Genomic DNA, 20,097 nt, shown 5'->3' with positions numbered 1-20,097 from the left:
CTGAGTCTTTTGGGTTTGAGCTAGTTGCTAAAACTCCACAGTTAGATTGAGTTTCTTAGGAGGACTTTAGCTTTGAGACAGGGAATTCATTCCCTGTCGGACTACCGGTTTTACCTTAATGATAACAGTTAACGGCTTTGAGAAAAATCTAGAGATGAAGTTCCGCAAACTCGCATTCAAACTGCACTTGTATTTGGGGTTGGTAGTAGGAATATTTCTAGCAGTAATTGCTTTAACGGGCAGCTTGCTGGTTTTCGGGCCTGAAATCGAGCGGTTGTTCAATCCCCAACTCCTGCAAGTAATTCCTCAAGCCGAACGAATACCGCTGGAAAATGTCCTGCAAATTGTCGAAAAAGCTTATCCGCAAAATCAAGCTCTTAGTATCTTGCTGCCCCGAAAAGCGAAGGAAGTTTGCCAAGTTTCGATGCTGTCAAAGAGTGAGGAAGTAGTTAACGTTTATGTCAATCCTTACAGCGGAAAAATTAAGGGTACGCGCCTTAAGAAAGAAACTTTTACAGGTTTTATTTTTACGTTACACGCGGAATTAGCTGGAGGAGAATTTGGTCATCTTGTTGTAGGGATTTGCGGTCTAGTAATGCTAGGACTAACTTTTAGTGGTTTGGTCTTGTGGACGGGCTGGCGCAATTTGGCTCGCGGATTTTCTATTAATTGGAAAGCTAACTGGCAGCGGACTGTATTTGATTTACATAACGTTTCTGGCATTGTATCGGTCGCTTTTCTCATACTCATCTCAGCTACAGGGACAGCGATAATTTTTTACGCGCCGGTTGAATCGACATTGTATTGGCTAACCAAGGAAAAGCCACAGCCAGCCTTGAATTCTCATCCCCACTCTAGCAGTTCGAGGCAAAACCTTGACGAAATCTTACACCAAGCTAATACCGTTTGGCCAGAAGCTAAAACCACTTTTATTTCTCTGCCTTTGACGCCTGAAGCAATTTTTAAAGTACGGAAAAAATTTCCCAACGAGCCACACCCAAACGGGGTTAGCACCATTTATCTCGACCAATACAGTGGCGAAATATTGCAGGCTGACAGTGTAAATTCAGCTTCGGTAGCAAATCGAATTCTCAACTCGCTTTATCCGCTACATATTGGTAGCTATGGCGGAATTTACTTGCGGCTGGTACACACGATCGCAGGATTAGCAGCGATCGTACTGTTTGTTACGGGCGTACTGATGTGGCGACAGCGGCATTTGGTGAAATTTTACCGCAAGCAGGCGAGACAGCAATATGAAGAATTATCTCCCCTTAGCCAGCAATGGCCTTGGTTTTAATGAGAGCGGCGTGCGGTTTGATGCGGGTGTCAATCGATTTTAGATTTTAGATTTTAGATTTTCGATTGAAGCATTGACCCCACGGATAAATTCGGGGGGCAAGTTTCTCGGATACAGGTTTTTTATTTCTCCGTCCTGAGTCTGCGAAGGAATGAATCCGGGGGCTTGTATCCTGGATGCTTTCGGTCATTCTCCTGCCTAAAAACCCCGATTCTCTCAATTTTAAATCCTATCAATCGCTTCTTTAATGCAAAAATTTATTCAACTCTGGCTCGGACAAACTGCTTCGATGATTGGCAGCGCTATGTCCGCGTTTGCGCTGACTATTTGGATTTGGGACTCTACCAGTCAAGCGACAGCTTTGGCTTTGTTGATGTTTTTTACTCAATTGCCGCGCATCTTGCTCGCTCCGGTTGCTGGCATTCTCGTCGATCGCTGGAATCGAAAATTTTTGATGGGGATAGGTGATGCGGTTTCAGCTCTGTTAACGCTCACTATCCTATTACTTTACATCAGCCAAAACCTGCAAATATGGCATATATATATAGCGGCTGCGGTTAACGGAATTTTTGACCAAATTCAGCAGTTAGCTTACTCAGCAGCGATCGCCACAATGATGCCAGAAAAGCATTACAGCCGTGCTAGCAGTTTAAGTTTTTTGGCCAGTTACGGTGCGAGTATTATTGCTCCGACGCTGGCGGGGATTCTCTATTCTGCGATTGGGCCCGGCGGGATTTTTACGATCGACCTGGCAACTTTTACAATCGCGATCGCCACCCTAGTATCTGTCAAAATACCCCAGCCCGCGATCGCCTCCAATCCCCAGCCGACTAGCTTTCACCTGTTGCAAGAACTCAGCTTCGGATTCCGCTACATCGTCGATCGTCCCAGCCTGGTTGCCTTGCTGGTGTCCGTTTCGCTATTCTGGTTCGCTCACGACATCGGCGCGGCCCTCTACTCACCGATGATACTGGCACGCACCGGCAATAATGCCAGAATCCTCGGTACTATCCTTTCAGCCGCCGGCGCAGGCGGTGTTTTAGGAGCATCGATCGTCAGTATATGGGGCGGGCCCAAACGCCGAATCCAGGGCTTTCTGCTCGGCATGGCAGGCGCGGGCTTGAGTAAAATAGTCTTTGCTTTCGGTCAGGCGCTTTCCATCTGGATTCCCGCTCAATTTTGTTCGTCTTTCAATTTCCCCATCCTCGGCAGTTCCAACGAGGCGATTTGGCTGGCGAAAGTAGCACCAGAGGTACAGGGGCGTGTTTTTGCTACCAGAGCAGTTATTGTGCAATTGGCGTCAGCGATCGGTTTATTGATCGCAGGGCCACTTGCCGATCGCGTCTTTGAGCCCGCCATGCAACCGGGAGGTTTTTTAGCAGCTATTTTTGGCCCAATTCTGGGGACAGGTGCCGGTGCTGGCATGGCTTTGTTATACGCTATCTCCTCGCTGGGCTTATTGCTTGTTGCCGTCGGTGGGTATGCTTGCCGGCTGTTGCGCGATGGATAATATCGTTTCCGGTTGGATGGATCTCACATCTTGCATCATTCTCAAGAACAGGCAAGATGCCTGTTCCACAACAAGTGCAATTTCTTGTGGGGAGTAGGGGTTGGGCATCCTGCCCGCCCATAAAAAGCTTATTGAAAATGGTGCAAGATGTCAGTTGGATCGGAATGATTTAACCGCAGAGGGCGCAGAGAACGCAGAGGGAGAGAATACAGAGAGGAATAATTCGGATGCTACCGGATTTGATATCAAGGGGAAACGGCGCAGAGAAGTCTTTTAACTTCTGCCTTCTGTGTTCTGCTATAGTTTCTGGCGCGAACTCAGGTGAGCTTCAATTTCCGATCGCGATCGCCATACAGGGCGCAATTCTTTGCGAGCAAAGAGCTGCGACTGATCGCCGGCGTGGGGCGAACCAGGTTGAGTGGCGTTGCCGTAACTGTTTAGCGCCATCGCTTTCACCGGATTCGAGAACTCGATCGCAGCGACAAAAGAATCGCCCGCAACCGCTTGAAAGCGATTGTCTTTCCCTGGAGCGAACCATACTGAGCGAAATACACCCAAAGCACCGTCAGCTCCATTTGCAGGCAGATTCGCCACCCCAGGCAATCGGAAGACTTCCCCCCATGCCACATCTAACGCGCCATAAGTTACCTCAACTTTGGTTGCTGCCGCTTCCAGCACCCGCACCGCCTCCGCAGGATTTGCCAACCCGTCTGGCGTCGTTAGCGGCGCATCTTCGCTCCAAGGTTTGGCGAATAACCGATCGGCATCCATCGCTTTTTTCCAAAAGGCAAACAGCACCGCACCGCGACTGTCAGCATCGACTTTGCGATCCCAAGTGGCGAGAACTTCCGCAGCGCGACGCGCTTGAGCACTGCCTTGGCGTGCGACGGGAATTAAATTATCGAGGAGGCGATCGGCGAGTTCTACCTGAGTGGAATGTTTGTATTGCATCAATTCATCGAAAGAGATTTTTTCATCTTCTAAGAGCATTTTTGCCGATCGCTGCGATCGCAAGTCCATCGGGCCGCGCGGTGCCATGTAGGCGGGATAATTATCCGGTGCGATCTGCCTGGGAAATGTCGTCGTCCAAGGGGGATCGTTGGTATTTTGCAACCAACCGCTGGGCGGATCGACAACGCGCGGCAAATCCGCATAGGGATGATTTTTGCTCCACAAAGTCTCTGAAGTATTGCCGGGAATCGTGCCTGACCAGTATTTAAAATCTCCGTTTTTGCGTATGGGGACTTGACCGTTAAACAAGTGCATGATATGCCCCTCACGATCTGCATACATGACGGTAAACATGGGAATTTCCAAGCGCTTTAAAGCGGCTTCAAATTCAGAAAAATTATTTGAGCGTGCCATATCCCACCACTGCTGAAGGGCTCCTGGTTTATCGAGTCCGACAACGCGCAGGGCGATCGCTTTGCCCTGTTTTTCTGTGAGAATCGGCCCGTGAACAGAACGCCGCACGACTAAAGATTCCGATCGCAAATTCCCATTCTTTTCTTTGACTTTTAAAACCTTCTCTTCTCTGTCAAATTTTCGGACTTCGCCATCGAAGCGATAGCCATCGTTAGCGAGGGGCAATTCATAGGCATCCCAGCCATCGTGAGTGTTGACAGTATGAGTCCATCCCAAGTTGTCATTAAAGGCGATCGTTAATACAGGAAATCCGACGAGAGTCGCTCCGTAAGCGTTAATTTCTGGGGCAACCAGTTGCGCTTCGTACCATAAATATAAATCCGACCAAGGAAGGTGAGGATTTGCCAATAGCATGGCATTGCCGCTTTGAGAATGGGAAGGAGCGATCGCCCAACCATTAGAGCCTTTGGGGGTATCATTTTTAGCGATATCTTCAACGCTATCTGGCTCGACTATAAAAGTAAAATTGATGACGCGTTGCGCGTGTGCCAATACATCTGCCGGTTTGAGGGGCAATGCTACTTTTAATTCTTCCGTGAGTGCCTCTGGGTGTGCTTTTGCATAGGCATTCATTCCGCCAACAAAAGCATCGAGATAGTTGCGAAAAATGGGAGTTTGTGATTCATACCACGCATTGGCGCGATTAGGAATTCCCATAGTTTGCACCCAGCGATCGGATTCGAGATAATCTTCGCCCCAAAATTCCGCCGCTTGCCCGCGAGCTTGCCCGTAAAGACGCAAAATCAGATTACCGTGACTTTGCATCTGCGCCCACCCGAAAGCGTAGAAAAGGCTTTTACTATTTTCTCCGTAAATGTGTGGAATTCCATAGGTATCCCAAAGAATTTGAGTACCACTTTCAGGCGCGGATTGAACCCCATTATTTAGAATCAAAACTAAAATAAAACTCATTAATAACGAGACAATCCGCCGGCTTTGTTTTTTTAGTTGTAGAAACACGGGAAATCAATTGGCTAGGGTTTGTCAAACTGAGACATTGCAGCCTTTTCAACAAGCTGCATTAACAAAACGCCGAGGATTTAAAGCCCTTTTATGGAGAGAGAAAAAATTATACCAAATCCGATGCCCAAAAAGCTAACCTATCTACGTCTATCTGCGTCCATCTGCAGTAAAAAAAATAACACCTCTGTGAGAACTCCAGAAAATCCGAAAAAACACTCTCTGTAAATCGGATGTGGTATTAAAACTCCTCCCCTACACCAAATTGAAAAGCGCTATAAAACGCCGGTGTGCCGGCTATAAAGCCCATTAATGTCATTGGTGAGGAGGGGGGTAAACAAGTAAGGAGAAATAGGTTATAATATCGTTTCCGGTTGCATCGGAATTATTCATCTCTGTATTCTCTCCCTCTGCGTTCTCTGCGCCCTCTGCGGTTAAATCATTCCGATGCAACCGGAAACGATATAACTGAGATATTGCACCATTCTCAATTAGCCTTTTATGAACAGGCAAGATGCCTGTTCCACAAAAGATAAAATTTCTTGTGGAACAGGCATCTTGCCTGTTGCTGACGGCCTGTTCCACAAAAGATAAAATTTCTTGTGGAACAGGCATCTTGCCTGTTGCTGACGGCCTGTTCCACAAAAGATAAAATTTCTTGTGGAACAGGCATCTTGCCTGTTGCTGACAATGGTGCAAAGTGTGAGTTATAAGGTTATTTTTGGAGCTGCCCCTGTTGCCAATTTCCCTCTACTTTCGTCCCATCTGCATATAGATAAGAACCCTGCCCGTGTTTCTGGCCGTTGAGGAATTCACCTTGATAGCGATCGCCATTGGCGTAAATGCAGGTACCTTTGCCGTTGAACTGACCATCGCTAAATTCGCCTTCGCAGCGATCGCCATTCGCAAAAATGTAAACTCCTTTTCCGCTCATCTTACCCTTGACAAAAGCGCCTTTATAGGTATTTCCATTGGCGAACTCACGGACACCTTCACCACTAAATTCTCCATTGTCAAACGGCCCTTGATAACGTCCCCCTTCTTTAAAAGTAAACAACCCCTGACCTTGAATGTTGCCCTTGACAAACTCTCCTTCATAGCGGTTGCCGTTCGGATATTCGCGAACCCCTTTACCGTGAAATTGCCCTTCACTAAATTGCCCCTCATAACGACCTCCTTCCGCAAAGGTATAAATTCCCTGCCCGTGAGGTAAGTTATTCAGCAACTCTCCTTCGTAGCGGTTCTTATTAGCATATTGACAGACGCCTTTGCCGTTAACTTTTCCTTCTTTAATATCTCCTTCGCATCGAGTGCCATTACTGAACGTAAAAGCCCCACGACCGCTGGGAGAACCATTAGTAAAAGAGCCTTCGTAACGAATGCCGTTAGTTGAGGTAAAAGTGCCTGTACCGTCGAACTCACCGTTTTTAAAAGTACCTTCGTAGCGGTTGCCGTTAGCAAATTCGCGGACACCTTTACCGTTGAATTCACCCAAGGCAAATTCTCCTTGATATTTACCTTCTTCTTTAAAGGTATAAATTCCTTGACCGTGAGGTTGGCCGTTGAGAAAAGAGCCTTCGTAGCGATCGCCGTTGGCATATTGACAGATGCCGGGACCGCTGAGTTTTCCCTCACTCAATTCTCCCTCGCAACGTCCGCCATCGGGTAAAGTAATTACTCCTGCCATTGCGCTGTGAGGGTTGGCAAACAACACAGCCATTCCCAAGTTGGAACCAACTAATAGAGCGAGTCCAACTCGCTGAAGTTTACTTAATATTGCTGACGACATTCCCAAATTCATAATTCACAAAAAATTCAACTTTTAACTTTGCTATTCCTTGGACAGTTCTATAGAATTCCCAGCCAAATTGCTAGAGTCTCAAAAAAATCCCTAGTCAGTGAGCCGGAAGATAATGACTATTCTTTCCCCTTGAATGCCACTCTCTGATGGGGCATATTTCCTTTCTTGTACTTGTTTCATCGCTGCGCGATTCAAGTCGTTGTATTTGCTAGGAGTCAATATCTTGATGTTGGATGTCTTACCGTTGGGGTCAATGTCACAAATGAGTTCCACTTGGCCTTGGCGCCCTTCTTCTCTGGCTGCGATCGGATATTCAGGTTTACCGCAGCCACTAATGCAAGTGGCCAGAGGCGCGCCGGCAGGGCGCGAAGGACTCCCCCCTCTTCCTGGATTTGTCGGTTTTGGCATTGGCCCGGAACCGCTGCCAAATGGCCCTGACGAACCCCCGCCGCCATTTCCACCTCCACCGGGTGATGAGTTCGATGCACTTCCTGCAGGGCTACCAGAGGAGGGGAGGTTTCCTACATCCCCGATCGCACTTCCCGAATTTCCGCCACCTCCTGGGCTAGTAGCTGTGACTGGTGAGCCAGCCACAGGCGATCGGGGCGATCGCCCCGAACCAGCCGCAAATGGCTCATCAGAAGGTATGTTGCCATTTTCGCGGGCACCGGATGGTGAGTTCGACGCACTTCCTCCGGGGCTATCAGGGGAGGAGGGGTTTGTGAGATCCCCGATCGCATTTCCAGAGTTACTACCGCCTCCTGGCCTAGTAGCTGTGACTGGCGGGCCAGCCGCGGGCGATCGCTGTAGGGGCCCGGAAGAAGGATTTAATGGCTCTGAGGAAGGTTCCCCGCTACCCGCCGAAGCAGGCGGCTGGTTTTCAGGGCTGTCTGAGGAGTTGGGATTTCCAGCATCTTTTGTAAAGTCTGTGGAACTTGCAGCACCCTTGGGGCGGGAGTCGCTAACGGGTGGTTCGCTTTTTGGAGGATCGGGCGAGGGGGTTTCCGGTTCCTGGGCGATCGGGGTTTTAGGAGTTTCTGGGGAATTGAAATCCTGTTGAGGTGCGGGGGAAGGCTCGATAGGAGTTGGTGGTGGCGTTACCGCTACCGGTGGCTCCTCTGGAATCGGTGGTGGCGTTACCGCTACCGGTGGCTCCTCTGGAATCGGTGGTGGCGTTGCCGCTATCGGTGGCTCCTCTGGAATCGGCGGTGGCGTTACCGCTACCGGTGGCTCCTCTGGAATCGGCGGTGGCGTTACCGCTATCGGTGGCTCCTCTGGAATCGGCGGTGGCGTTACCGCTACCGGTGGCTCCTCTGCGGGAGTTGGCTCTGGTGGCGGTTCTGGTTTGAACGTCTCAGGCGGGGGAGATGCCTTTTCTGGAATAGTCGGCTCTGGCTGGGTTTCCTCTACTTTTGGCTCATCAAGCACAACAATTTCAATTGCATCCTCTTCAAATTCAGCAGGTTTGACGAACTTGAGGCTCAACGGCAGCGCGACACCGTGCAGTAAGGTTGAGGCTAACAGACTGATCGCCAGAACTTTTTTGAGAGCTTCTTCTTGTTGTTGTCTTTGCGTCGCCGAAATATTTGAAAAACTCATGCCTTCTCACTCTCCTTTATGGATGGCAACATCCTCGCTGGCTCCCCGACATCACCCGAAACAAGCTACCAACTGCGGGTTGAGCTTGCTATCACTGATGAACCTACCCATCCTATAAGAAGACTGTCACCCTGTTCAAGACTCTTGCAATTAATTTTCATTATTTAATTTTGATATAGGGGCTAGAGGCTACCAATCAGCATTTTCTTTGGGGGCGTCTACTTGGCTCTTATGGGCGCTGTCAATGTTCTGATTCTGGCAGGGCAAGGTTCCAAAATGCCTTAACGGCAATACTCTAGCCCGTAATTTACCAACAAATTTCCACATTTTCAAGATTTTCATAAAAATTAATTAATAAGTGAATATAATTATATAGTAAGTTTTTAATAGCTAATAATTATTTAAAAGGGTGGCTCATGACTTGACAAACCCTGATTTTTGTGGAAACCTAGTTGAGAATCTTTTAAATTATTGAAGATTATTGTCAAGTCCTAACGCAAATATTTAGCAAAGAAGCACTGGCAGAACAATCTGTCGCGATCTCGATCGGGATCACAGTAGGAGCATTTTGGGTACAGACGAAGATAGTCACATACAGGTAGTGCGATCGCGCTTGTGATCGCGCTTGCGATCGCGCTTGAGTGAAACAATTCGCAGCCTGAATCACTTGTGCCGACTTGACGCAGAAACTCTACCAACCTTCGATCGGGCTAATTGCAGCATTAGGCAGCTTGCGATCATTCAACAGAGCTAGCGAGAGTACAAATCAATGGATGCTTTCATTTACATTTTTCGCGCCGCAGGCATTGTTGCTTGGCCGCTATTGGCCTCCTCAATCGCAGCAGTCGCGCTGATCATAGAGCGTCTTGCCTTTTGGTTTAGGGTAAATCGGCGGCAGCGGCGAGTCGTGCGGGAAGTGCTACAGCTATACAGTCAAAACCCCGATTCCGCAGTCAAAAAGTTACAAGTAAACAGTGATTTACCCCTAGCCCGGATTTTTTTAGAAGCTTTAGAATTAGACTCGCCCAACATCGAAGAATTTCGTTTGGCCCTAGAGAGTGGCGCTCAGGCAGAAATCCCCATCCTGAAGCGATTCAATACAATATTTGACACCATTATCAGCCTTTCCCCACTATTTGGGTTGCTCGGAACAGTTTTGGGGTTAATTACTACCTTTAGTTCCCTCAAACTGGGGAATGCCACGGGCACCAATGCCGCAGGTGTTACTTCTGGGATTAGCGAAGCCCTCGTTTCTACGGCAATAGGATTAGTTGTGGCAATCTTTACACTCTTATTTGCCAATATGTTTCGCGGGTTTTACTTACGGCAAATTGCTTTTATTCAGGAAGCGGGAGGCCAACTAGAGTTATTGTATCGTCACCGCTACGAAAAACTACCAAGAGAATCTAACTATGCGCCTACCCGATGAACCTGATAGTATTCCCCAGATTAACATCGTGCCAATGATTGATGTGGTCTTCGCCATATTGACGTTTTTAATTGTTTCCTCTCTGTCTTTATCCAAATCCGAGGGTCTACCCGTAAATTTACCGAAAGCATCCACCTCTCAAGTTCAGGACTCGCCTTCTAAAATTACCGTCACCATTGATCCTAATGGAAAATTAATGGTTGATAAAAAGTCAGTCAACTTAGACCAGATTGAGAGTACGGTGCGACAGGTGATGGGGTCAAATCAGAACTCATTAATTGTGCTGAATGCAGATAAAAGCGTCAATCACGGAAATGTGGTGGAAGTTATGGATCGATTACGCCGAATTAAGGGAGCTAAGTTAGGGATTGCTACCGCAAAGTAGAGCTCTCCTATAATTACTAATTTTTAATTCCCTGTATGATTCAGAACTTTATTTAATAAAGCAGTTAAAAATTAAAGTCCTTACTGCCAAAAAAACAGCAAGGACTTTAATTATTTATTCCTGAGCTTTAAGGACGAACCTCCTTACTACACACGTTAAATACTTGCCATCACTTCACGCGCTGCCGCCAAAGTTCGATCGATATCTTCCTCAGTATGAGCCAAAGAAGTAAATCCAGCCTCAAACTGTGAAGGAGCAAGATAAATTCCGTGCTCCAACATTCCCCGGTGAAAGCGGCTGAACTTCGTCAAATCCGACTTCTTAGCATCCTCATAATTGTGAACCGGGCCAGCCGCAAAAAACAAGCCAAACATCCCGCTAATTTGCCCGCCCCAAACCGCGTGTCCCGCTTCCTTAGCAATTTTTAGCAATCCGTCAGACAGTTTTTTAGTAATCTTATCCAACTGTTCGTAAGTGCCGGGTTTTTGTAGCAATTCCAAAGTCTTAATCCCAGCAGTCATCGCCAAAGGATTTCCCGAAAGCGTACCCGCTTGATACATCGGCCCAGCAGGAGCCACCATCCCCATAATATCCCGCCTTCCCCCGTAAGCTCCCACCGGCAAACCGCCACCGATAACTTTACCCAAAGTAGTCAAATCCGGCGTGACACCGAATCTTTCCTGAGCTCCGCCGTAGGCGATGCGGAAACCGGTCATTACTTCATCAAAAACCAACAAAGCACCGTTATCTTTAGTAATTTCCCGCAAACCTTCGAGAAAACCTGCATCCGGGGTAATAAAACCGGCATTCCCCACCACTGGTTCGAGAATCACGCCTGCTATCTCGCCGGGATTTTCGGCAAATAAAGCTTTGACTGCTTCTAAGTCATTGTAGGGAGCGTTGAGGGTGTTGGCAGTAGTGGATTTCGGGACGCCCGGAGAGTCGGGGAGGCCCAGAGTTGCGACACCGGAACCGGCTTTTACCAAGAACATATCGGCGTGCCCGTGATAGCAGCCTTCAAATTTAATCAGTTTATCGCGTCCGGTGAAAGCTCGCATCAGGCGCAAAACGGCCATACAGGCTTCGGTGCCGGAGTTGACAAATCGCACCATTTCAATGCTGGGAACGGCATCGATGACCATTTCAGCGAGTACGTTTTCCAACAGCGATGGTGCGCCGAAACTCGTACCTTTTTCTAAAGATTCGTGCAAGGCTTTGATGACTTCCGGGTGGGCGTGGCCACAGATGGCGGGGCCCCAAGTGCCTACATAGTCAATGTATTGGTTTTCGTCAACATCCCAAATGTAGGCTCCTTTTACCCTGTCAAAGACGATGGGCTGTCCGCCCACGGATTTGAAGGCGCGCACGGGGGAACTGACGCCACCTGGCATCAACTTCTGGGCTGCAGCGAAAATTTCTTCTGATTTGGTCGTTTTCAAGGTTGTGGAAACCAATGTTTTCTCCTTAGTGAACGTCTGTTGTTGGTAGAATAATTTTATAGCCAGTTCAACATAAAGGTTAGGTCGATTCAAGGAAACTATTCTAGTAGATTTTAGGGTACAAACCAATCAGTAGCAATACTAGCTTGGGTTTTTTAGGCTTTGTCGCACTAGCACCGAGCGCCCTAAAATGTAATTTTTTGTAAAATAGTTCTTGACAATTTAGCCATCCCTTGCTCAATCTTCTCTCTTCCTCTGCGTCCTCTGCGTTCTCTGCGGTTAATAAAAAAACAATCTCCGACAGGAAAGCGTTAATCTATCTTACCAAGTTGAAATAAAATTATGTCTACCACTGATTTATCGAGTTTGAGCCGATCGATCCCAATTGAAAAGATTCGTTACGACGATCGCGGTTTAGTGCCGGCAATCGTCCAAGATTATTTGGACGGTACAGTGTTAATGATGGCCTGGATGAATCGGGAGTCCCTGCAAAAAACGCTCTCTACCGGGCAAACTTGGTTTTGGAGTCGTTCTCGTTCCGAATTGTGGCCCAAAGGCGCGACTTCGGGACACATTCAAAATGTCAAAGGGCTGCGTTACGACTGCGATAGTGATGCTTTGCTGGTGACTGTCGAACAAGTGGGAGATATTGCTTGTCACACCGGAGAAAGAAGTTGTTTTCACCAAGTTGATGGGGAAATTTCACCGCCGCCAGGGGATATGTTATCTCAATTATTTGCGGTAATTTGCGATCGGCGCGACCATCCTAACGAAAGTTCTTATACTTGCAAGTTGTTCGAGGGCGGTGACAACAAGATTCTCAAGAAAATTGGCGAAGAGTCGGCGGAAGTTGTAATGGCTTGCAAAGATGACGATAAAGATGGAATTGCTGGAGAAGTTGCGGATTTATTTTATCACGCTTTGGTTGCGATCGCTCATCATCAAGTTGATTTGAGGGAAGTTTACCGCAAATTGGGCGATCGACGAAAATAATCGGTAATTGCGAATGGGTAATTGGTAATTGGGCATCGATAAGTGGGAGGCTATAACAGCGGTTTTTTTAACAACATTCGATCGAGCTTTTGCAAAATAAAAATAGCCGCGCCCACACTCAAAGCCAAACCCAACCAAAAATTATCCGCCGCCCCTTTACCTCCATCCAAAGCCAAACCGCCCAGCGGCTGCCCGATTAAATAGCCGATCGCCCAACACTGAGAACTAACCGCCAAATACACGCCCCGCAAAGACTCCGGCGCTAAATCCACCACCAAAGCAGAAGCAAAAGGCGTATAAGCAACAGTCGCCATCGACAAAAAGCTCAAGCCTAAAACAGCTAACAATAGATTGCCAGTGGCAGCCATTCCCGTCAAGCCGATCGCGATAAATCCCATTCCCCATAGCAGCGCAGAAATCATCAAAGCTTTTGGATGGGAAAACCGCTTCAAAGCTTTAACAACTGGCATTTGCAAAGCCACAGTTAAAAACGTGCTAAAAGCAAACAAAACCGTAATTGTACCTGTAGAAAAGCCTTTTCCCGATGTCCCCACCGCGACAAACTTGCTAAAGTACAGCGGCATTGTGGTTTGGATTTGGGAAATATATAATGTGAACAGGGTATTTACTAAAGCATAAACTAAAAGACTTCGATCGCTCAGCGCCACCATCCAGCCATTTTCCCGATTCTTTTTGCCTCTATCCCCTGGATTAGCTGGTTTGTAGGTTTCGGCGATCGCGATCGCAACTACTGCAAACAGCACTAAAAACGAGATACCATCAATAATAAAGAGCGATCGATAATTCCCCGTTACAGCAATCAACAAACCGCCCAAAATAATCCCAACTTGCAAACCCAAATTATCAGCCAGCCGCGTCAAAGCAAAAGCCTCCTGTCGCTGTTCGCCCTGAGTTAAATCCGCCACCATCGTCTCGGTTGGAGGCCAATACAAACCCACGCCAAAACCCATCAGTAAATTGCCCGCAATTAAGCCTGGGAAATCATTAGTCCCCGCCAGTACAAAAGAAGCCGCAGCCGAAATAATTGTCGCCAGCAATAAAGTTCGCCGCCTTCCCCAAAATTTGGAATCGCAAAAAGAACCGCCCAAAATTCTGCCGAATATTCCCGAAACTGAACCGCTACCCAAACCAATCCCAACAGCAGTAGCAGATAAACCGACGCGATCGACAAAAAATATCGGCGCGTAAAATAAAGTAAAACCGGTGCCGCTTTGGGAGAGGAATCTGCCCCAGGCAAGAATCCAGACTTGAGGGGGGAGACGGGGCAACCAAGAGGATAATTGAAATTTAGGCATATACACTTAAATTAGGAGTTATTTCTGGACGCAAAAACCCGGTTTTTTTATGAAAAAAATACGTTATGACCTTTAATCAGGTTCAAAAACAGATGTCTTTGGTCGCAGTGCATAAGTCCTGTGAGTAATTATTAATTTATTCCGTACTTTTTAGGAATTAGTATTAGTTAACGCACGGGATGACAAACATAAGTGAGCTTAACAATTCTTCAGCGTCTGTTACACAAAAGTTACCATTAATTTAAAAATACTTAACACGATTTGAGAAAAAAATTAGTTAAACTCTAGAAAAGGCAGAAGAAAATTTTAGAGGCTCAATTATATGACAGCTATTACAACATCAAGAGTAGAATCAATCAAACCGCGCTGGCAAGCAATTGTCATGGTTGCCCTAATTTTCTGGCTCAGCGTTAGCCTGATTTTGGATCTAGTAATTATGCCCAGTCTCTACGTATCTGGCATGACGACATCACCGGAGTTTGCAACTGCCGGGAATTTAATGTTCTGGGGATTCAACCGCGTTGAGTTAATCTGTTCGGGCCTGGTGGCAACGGGTTTGATGGTTTTGAGCAATTTAGTCGGTGACTTCGGCAAGCGCAGCCGCACAGCAATCTTATTATCATTGGTACTTCTGACGATCGCCCTGATTGACACCTACGCCCTGACACCCCAAATGAGCGCCTTGGGAATGCAGCTAAATCTGTTCGATTCCGCAGCAGAAGTCCCCGCCGGGATGAATCTACTGCACCAAGGCTATTTTGCCTTGGAAGCGCTGAAGTTGGCTGTCGCCGGTACGCTGCTGGGCTGGTGCTACCAAAACCAAGTTTAATCGACACCATGCTCAGATGTTGAGTGGAGAAAAAAGACTCAACCGGCAGCGGGGGGCGTGAATTCACGCCCCCCGCTAATTTTTTAAATTTTAGCGATCGTAAACACCGGATTTGATATTCATCGGCGTTAATCTGTGTTTATCTGCCTGTATCTGCGGTTAAAAAAAGAGAATTTCTTGGACCGCAGATGACAATGGATTGACGCTGATTCACGCAGATGAATAGAAGAGAGATATGAATAATCTCCGATGCTAACTGATTTGATACAACTATACGGTCAAGTTTCCTGAACCAGCGCAAAAACGGATACTTGCGAACTCCTCCCGTGGTGGAAAAATCAAAATTTTAGACTCTTGTTCACCCTCCCAGATTCATCTGTAGAGTAAATCTAAAATCTAAAATCTAAAATCTAAAATCTAAAATCGACTGCCCTACTCGGATGCTTCCGGTAAATCTGCTTTTGGCCACAGCAAGCGCAAGCCCATCACCGCAAATCCGATCGCCGCGAGCCCCTTTACCAGTCGTTCCGGCAACACCTCTGCCGTGCTGAAGCCAATGGCCACGCCGATAAAACTGGCCAACAGCAGCGCCGACGCCGTACCAAAAAATACAGCCCGCGGCGAGTTACAACTACTGCCCAGGGCGATCGCAGCTAATTGACTTTTGTCTCCCAATTCTGACAAAAACACTGTAATAAAACTGATTCCCAAAAGTTGCCAGTCCATGTTTTTTTAGTTCTTAGTTAGCTATTGTAGAAATCTAGGACTTACCGACAAGGCAGACAATTAACCCAACACTTCCCACAGCAGAACCGCCGAAATCGCCAGTAAAATCACTCCGGCTGCTCTCTCCAAAGTTCTCGGAGCAATCCGACTAGCCAGCCACCTTCCCAGCAACACCCCCAGCAAACTGGTTGCTATCAAAGCCGAACCCGCACCCGCAAACACGATCCAAGGATTTCGAGATTCAGCCGTCATCAGCAAAATCGCGATCTGAGTTTTGTCTCCAATTTCAGCTAAAAAAATAGTTGCAAAAGTCGAAGCAAAAATTGCCCAGTGCTTGGGCTTCAGTTTCTTTTGTTCCTGACAAATATCGGGATTGACAGTCACTGAGAGTTCAGCGGGCTCCGGGGTTAAAGCAGCACAAATCTCAGTAACCTCTTTTATTTGTAGTTGTACCTGTTGTGGCAAATCATAATTGAGGTTTACTGAGTCAGAAGCAGACAAGCTTGGCGGAACAGAATCAAGTTTCACGGGCAATGAGTGCTAAACGCTATTTATTTTTGACTTGTACTTTTGATTCTAACTCTCTCGGTGGCTGCTTTTACCAAACCAGGGTCAATCGATTTTAGATTTTAGATTTTAGATTTTAGATTTTAGAATTGAAGGATTGAAGGATTGACCCCACGGATAAATTCGGGGGCAAGTTTCATCGGATACAGGTTTTTTATTTCTGGATCCTGAGTTTGCGCGTTGGAATGAATCACGTGGCGGGTATCCTGGATGCTTGATTTTCATCTTTTTCCCCCGATATTTCAGCAACTGGTTCCTGGAACCACTCACCCCCCCCAAAAAGGCCTACAAGCCCCCAGACTTATCTGTCGAGTCAATCTAAAATCTAAAATCTAAAATCTAAAATCTAAAATTGACTGACTGACTGGTTCATGTGCCGTAAGTTCGATCGCCCGCATCTCCCAAACCAGGTACAATAAAGCCCTGTTCGTTCACTATTTCGTCGATCGTTGCCGTGTAAATCATCAAACTTGGGTACTCTGCACTCAGCCTCTTCAAAGCCGGAGGAGCAGCCACCACAGAGATAATCCGAATCAAGCTCGGATCAATTCCCCGTGCAGTCAATTCCTGCATAGTCGCTATAATCGTCCCGCCAGTCGCCAGCATCGGCTCGCTAATTATCACCCGCGTTTCCGGGTTAAACTGCGCCGGCAATTTGTTCAAATAACAAGTCGGTTGCAGCGTCTCCTCATTTCTTGCCATGCCAAGGTGGTAAACCGACGCCAGCGGCACAACCGTCTGAATTCCTTCGAGCAGTGACAAACCCGCCCGCAAAATCGGTACCACAACTAACGGAGCTTCTGGGTTGATAAAAGTCGCCGGACATTCTGCCAAAGGCGTTTGCACTGTGGTTTCCACTGTCGGCAGCCATTCTCGAATCGCCTCGTAAGCCAGCCACCTTCCCAATTCTGTCATCGCAGAACGAAAAAGTACCGATGGGGTGGCGGCGTCGCGGGCAACAGCCAGCCAGTGTTTAATTAACGGATGTGGAGGAACGTAAACGCGCAGTTGCAGGGACATGAGGAAATTGGGGAGATTGCTAGGTTTGAGGGATTTTATGCGGTGCGATCGATCTGCTTCGAGGGCTTCCCCAACGGGCGATCGATCGCTCTGTGCAACTTATCACATCCTTGAGGGTGCATACAAGCCAGAGATTGAGTTAGAACCCATTCGCCGATCGACCTCCATCCGCTTATTGAAATATTTTTCTAATAGTATTGACATTAATTAGCAACAAGGCTATATTGATTTTTAGTGTTCTCCTCTCAAAGGATCGGCAGACGGGGGCAGTCGGCAATGGTAGACTGTTCCCGCATTTTTTTGGGAAGCAGGGGCATCGGCCAAACAGGGCATCGGCCAAACAGGGCATCGGCCAAACAGGGCATCGGCCAAACAGGGCATCGGGCATTGCCGAACTTCGGTCTTCTTGACATCCGCTACATCCGCTACATAATCCGTTGCCGAACTTCTTGCTTCTGGAGCGATCGACTGTAAAATCATAGAAATATTAAGATTTTTAACCGAATGTCAGCTCCTACCCAATCCCAGTTATTTTCTCCCAACTCCCGCCCAACAGAGCAAGAGTTTGATGTAATTGTCATCGGTTCCGGCATTGGTGGACTGGTGACAGCCACCCAGCTAGCCGCTAAGAAAGCCAAAGTTTTAGTGCTCGAAAGCTATACAATTCCGGGGGGTAGCGCTGGATATTTCGATCGAGAAGGCTACAGATTCGATGTCGGCGCCTCCATGATTTTTGGTTTCGGACAGCGCGGCACCACCAACCTCCTCACCCGCGCCCTGAAAGCAGTCAACGTCACCTTAGAAACCATTCCCGACCCCGTACAGCTTCACTATCACTTACCCAGCGGCTTGGAACTTGAAGTTCCCCAAGCTTATGACAAATACTTGCAAGAATTAACAGACAGGTTCCCTCACGAACGCGAAGGAATCCACAAATTTTACGGCGAATGCTGGAGCGTCTTCAACTGCCTCAACGGCATGGAATTGCTATCCCTAGAAGAACCCGGATATCTCGTCCGAGTCTTTTTTCAGAATCCTTTAGCCTGTTTGGGATTAGTAAAATATCTGCCTCAAAATACTGGCGACATAGCGCGGCGCTACATAAAAGACCCTACTTTGCTGAAATTTATCGACATGGAATGCTACTACTGGTCTGTAGTACCCGCAGACTTGACGCCGATGATTAATGCCGGAATGGTATTTTCCGACAGGCATTACGGTGGCATCAATTATCCCAAAGGCGGAGTCGGTCAAATCGCCCAAAAATTAGTCGAAGGATTAGAAAAATGTGGCGGGAAAATTCAATACAAAGCTAAAGCGAAAAAAATTATCACAGAAAACGGTCGCGCTGTCGGAGTCGAGCTCGCAACCGGCGAAGTTTACCGCGCCAAGCGCATAGTTTCTAACGCCACGCGCTGGGATACTTTTGAGAAATTGCTTCCCGCAGAAGAGATGCCAGCTAGCGAGAAGAAATGGCAGCAACGCTATCAAAAAGCCCCCAGTTTCTTGAGTTTGCATTTGGGAGTGGAAGCAAGCGTAATCCCTGCGGGTAGTGCCTGCCACCACATTTTGTTAGAAGATTGGAACCAAATGGAAGCGCCGGAGGGAACTGTTTTGGTGTCAATTCCGACCGTGCTCGACCCGGATTTAGCTCCCGCAGGATATCACATCGTTCACGCTTTTACTTCGAGCTGGATGGAAGAGTGGGAAGGACTTTCGCAGCAGGAATATGAGGATAAAAAAGAAGAGGCCGCAGGGAGAATTATTGAAAGATTAGAAAAGATTTTTCCCGGTTTAGATGCCGGTTTGGATTATATGGAAGTGGGGACAGCGCGTTCTCACCGTCGCTTTTTGGGGCGTGAAGACGGAACTTACGGGCCGATTCCGCGACAGAAGCTAATGGGTTTGCTGGGAATGCCGTTTAATCGAACTTCTATGCCTGGTTTGTATTGTGTGGGCGACAGTACGTTTCCCGGACAGGGTTTAAATGCGGTGGCGTTTTCTGGGTTTGCTTGCGCGCACCGAATTGCGGTTGATTTGGGTTTTTAGTGGTAGTGGTAGGGTAGGGTGCGTCAATCGATTTTAGATTTTAGATTTTAGATTTTAGATTGACTTGCGCGAGATAAATGCGGGGGCTCTTCTGATTTTCGATTTTCGATTTTGGATTGATTCCACGGATAAATCACGTGGCGGATACCACCTTTGAAATTCGTGGTCAGATTGTTCGCGTCAACTACCCAGCATCAAGCGGAGTACCGCCGGAGACGTGGGCTTGCATCTGATCTCCACCGCAATTGGGAGAATCTTTGCAGAATCTCAGCTTTAGTTTCACCGCCCGACACATTAGGGGATGCTGACAAGCTCCCCGTACTCGCCCAGTCTTGCCGGACGAGTAACGTTCTCATGGCAATATTTCGCGCACCCACCAAATCAGCATGAAGCTCGTGCCCGCAACATTCACAGCGAAACAATAGCCCTTTTTTAGGTCTATTTGCTACCGAGGTGTGTCCACATTTTGGACAGCTTTGCGAGGTATAATTAGCTGGGACTTTAGTAGCTAAAGAGCCGTTCAAATTAGCTTTGTAGTCAATATAGCCGTGTAATTCGGCAAACGACCATTTAGCTTTATTTCGATTAGCTCTTCGCTGTTTCTTGCTAGCCTTTTTACCAGACTTGGACTTAATTCTATCCCGAACTCCGGTGAGGTTTTCCAGTCCAATCAAAGTATTAGGCTTTGCAATATCCTTGCTGATTTGGTGGTTCACGTCAGCGATAAACCGTCTTTCTCTTCCCGACAA

General features: G+C 47.4%; 20 protein-coding genes. 9 read left to right on the top strand and 11 right to left on the bottom strand.

Translation table 11 applies throughout. The features are described from left to right. Positions 1-118 precede the first annotated feature (118 nt). Together QUB20_RS24595 and QUB20_RS24590 are read left to right on the top strand one after the other, a co-directional pair. A complete protein-coding gene (locus QUB20_RS24595) occupies positions 119-1,300 on the top strand; it encodes a PepSY-associated TM helix domain-containing protein (protein WP_333245951.1) in 1,182 nt (393 codons plus the stop codon). Positions 1,301-1,547: 247 nt separating this feature from the next. Continuing rightward, complete coding sequence (locus QUB20_RS24590) at positions 1,548-2,810, top strand: MFS transporter (protein ID WP_333245949.1); 1,263 nt, start codon at positions 1,548-1,550, stop codon at positions 2,808-2,810. A 297-nt stretch (positions 2,811-3,107) separates the two neighbouring features. On the opposite strand, the gene QUB20_RS24585 is transcribed toward QUB20_RS24590, so the two are convergent. Beyond that, positions 3,108-5,147, bottom strand: a complete 2,040-nt coding sequence (locus QUB20_RS24585; RefSeq protein ID WP_333245947.1) for an acylase — start codon at positions 5,145-5,147, stop codon at positions 3,108-3,110. A 363-nt stretch (positions 5,148-5,510) separates the two neighbouring features. Beyond that, positions 5,511-5,708: a hypothetical protein gene (locus QUB20_RS24580; protein ID WP_333291720.1), complete on the bottom strand. Its 198-nt coding sequence runs from the start codon at positions 5,706-5,708 to the stop codon at positions 5,511-5,513. Position 5,709: 1 nt separating this feature from the next. Here QUB20_RS24580 and QUB20_RS24575 point away from each other — a divergent pair, with 1 nt between their 5' ends. Then, the gene (locus tag QUB20_RS24575; protein WP_333291718.1) at positions 5,710-5,847 is read left to right on the top strand and encodes a hypothetical protein; all 138 of its coding nucleotides are present in this window, start codon (positions 5,710-5,712) and stop codon (positions 5,845-5,847) included. A 63-nt stretch (positions 5,848-5,910) separates the two neighbouring features. Here the strand turns inward: QUB20_RS24575 and QUB20_RS24570 are convergent, their stop codons facing one another. Further along, positions 5,911-6,996 carry a hypothetical protein gene (locus QUB20_RS24570; RefSeq protein ID WP_333291716.1) on the bottom strand — a complete coding sequence of 362 codons (1,086 nt, stop codon included), beginning with the start codon at positions 6,994-6,996 and terminating at the stop codon, positions 5,911-5,913. Between the two features lie 90 nt (positions 6,997-7,086). Further along, positions 7,087-8,595 (bottom strand): TonB family protein, encoded by a 1,509-nt coding sequence (locus tag QUB20_RS24565; protein ID WP_333245941.1) that lies wholly within the window; start codon positions 8,593-8,595, stop codon positions 7,087-7,089. Between the two features lie 769 nt (positions 8,596-9,364). Between QUB20_RS24565 and QUB20_RS24560 the strand changes: the two genes are divergently transcribed. Beyond that, entirely contained in the window at positions 9,365-10,024 is a 660-nt protein-coding gene (locus QUB20_RS24560) for a MotA/TolQ/ExbB proton channel family protein (RefSeq protein ID WP_333245939.1), read from the top strand. Continuing rightward, complete coding sequence (locus tag QUB20_RS24555) at positions 10,008-10,409, top strand: biopolymer transporter ExbD (protein WP_333245937.1); 402 nt, start codon at positions 10,008-10,010, stop codon at positions 10,407-10,409. The genes QUB20_RS24560 and QUB20_RS24555 overlap by 17 nt, the downstream gene beginning before the upstream one ends. 155 nt (positions 10,410-10,564) lie before the next feature. On the opposite strand, the gene hemL is transcribed toward QUB20_RS24555, so the two are convergent. Continuing rightward, positions 10,565-11,863, bottom strand: a complete 1,299-nt coding sequence (gene hemL / locus QUB20_RS24550) for a glutamate-1-semialdehyde 2,1-aminomutase (RefSeq protein WP_333035451.1) — start codon at positions 11,861-11,863, stop codon at positions 10,565-10,567. Between the two features lie 327 nt (positions 11,864-12,190). Here hemL and hisIE point away from each other — a divergent pair, with 327 nt between their 5' ends. Further along, the gene (gene hisIE, locus QUB20_RS24545; RefSeq protein ID WP_333245935.1) at positions 12,191-12,841 is read left to right on the top strand and encodes a bifunctional phosphoribosyl-AMP cyclohydrolase/phosphoribosyl-ATP diphosphatase HisIE; all 651 of its coding nucleotides are present in this window, start codon (positions 12,191-12,193) and stop codon (positions 12,839-12,841) included. A gap of 50 nt (positions 12,842-12,891) precedes the next feature. Here the strand turns inward: hisIE and QUB20_RS24540 are convergent, their stop codons facing one another. Next, entirely contained in the window at positions 12,892-14,157 is a 1,266-nt protein-coding gene (locus QUB20_RS24540) for an MFS transporter (RefSeq protein ID WP_333245933.1), read from the bottom strand. 322 nt (positions 14,158-14,479) lie between these two features. Between QUB20_RS24540 and QUB20_RS24535 the strand changes: the two genes are divergently transcribed. After that, positions 14,480-14,986: a hypothetical protein gene (locus QUB20_RS24535; protein ID WP_333155728.1), complete on the top strand. Its 507-nt coding sequence runs from the start codon at positions 14,480-14,482 to the stop codon at positions 14,984-14,986. Between the two features lie 432 nt (positions 14,987-15,418). On the opposite strand, the gene QUB20_RS24530 is transcribed toward QUB20_RS24535, so the two are convergent. From QUB20_RS24530 to upp, 3 genes are all read right to left on the bottom strand, one after another. Then, on the bottom strand, positions 15,419-15,712 hold the full coding sequence (locus QUB20_RS24530) for a TMEM165/GDT1 family protein (RefSeq protein ID WP_333058285.1): 294 nt from the start codon (positions 15,710-15,712) through the stop codon (positions 15,419-15,421). 60 nt (positions 15,713-15,772) lie between these two features. Continuing rightward, on the bottom strand, positions 15,773-16,240 hold the full coding sequence (locus QUB20_RS24525) for a TMEM165/GDT1 family protein (RefSeq protein WP_333245931.1): 468 nt from the start codon (positions 16,238-16,240) through the stop codon (positions 15,773-15,775). 408 nt (positions 16,241-16,648) lie between these two features. Continuing rightward, entirely contained in the window at positions 16,649-17,299 is a 651-nt protein-coding gene (upp, locus tag QUB20_RS24520; protein ID WP_333155732.1) for a uracil phosphoribosyltransferase, read from the bottom strand. Between the two features lie 37 nt (positions 17,300-17,336). Here upp and QUB20_RS24515 point away from each other — a divergent pair, with 37 nt between their 5' ends. Further along, positions 17,337-17,510: a hypothetical protein gene (locus QUB20_RS24515; protein ID WP_333291714.1), complete on the top strand. Its 174-nt coding sequence runs from the start codon at positions 17,337-17,339 to the stop codon at positions 17,508-17,510. A 20-nt stretch (positions 17,511-17,530) separates the two neighbouring features. Here QUB20_RS24515 and QUB20_RS24510 read toward each other — a convergent pair whose 3' ends face one another. Next, on the bottom strand, positions 17,531-17,779 hold the full coding sequence (locus QUB20_RS24510; RefSeq protein ID WP_333245927.1) for a hypothetical protein: 249 nt from the start codon (positions 17,777-17,779) through the stop codon (positions 17,531-17,533). 24 nt (positions 17,780-17,803) lie between these two features. Between QUB20_RS24510 and crtH the strand changes: the two genes are divergently transcribed. After that, positions 17,804-19,348, top strand: coding sequence for a carotenoid isomerase (gene crtH, locus QUB20_RS24505; RefSeq protein WP_333209339.1), 1,545 nt, complete (start codon positions 17,804-17,806; stop codon positions 19,346-19,348). A 194-nt stretch (positions 19,349-19,542) separates the two neighbouring features. Here crtH and QUB20_RS24500 read toward each other — a convergent pair. Next, on the bottom strand, positions 19,543-20,097 hold a 555-nt coding region (locus tag QUB20_RS24500), incomplete at its 5' end, for a transposase (RefSeq protein ID WP_333291712.1).

This window comes from Microcoleus sp. B4-C2, assembly GCF_036705265.1.
Classification (GTDB): domain Bacteria; phylum Cyanobacteriota; class Cyanobacteriia; order Cyanobacteriales; family Microcoleaceae; genus Microcoleus.
This window is presented reverse-complemented; position numbering and strand designations above follow the sequence as displayed.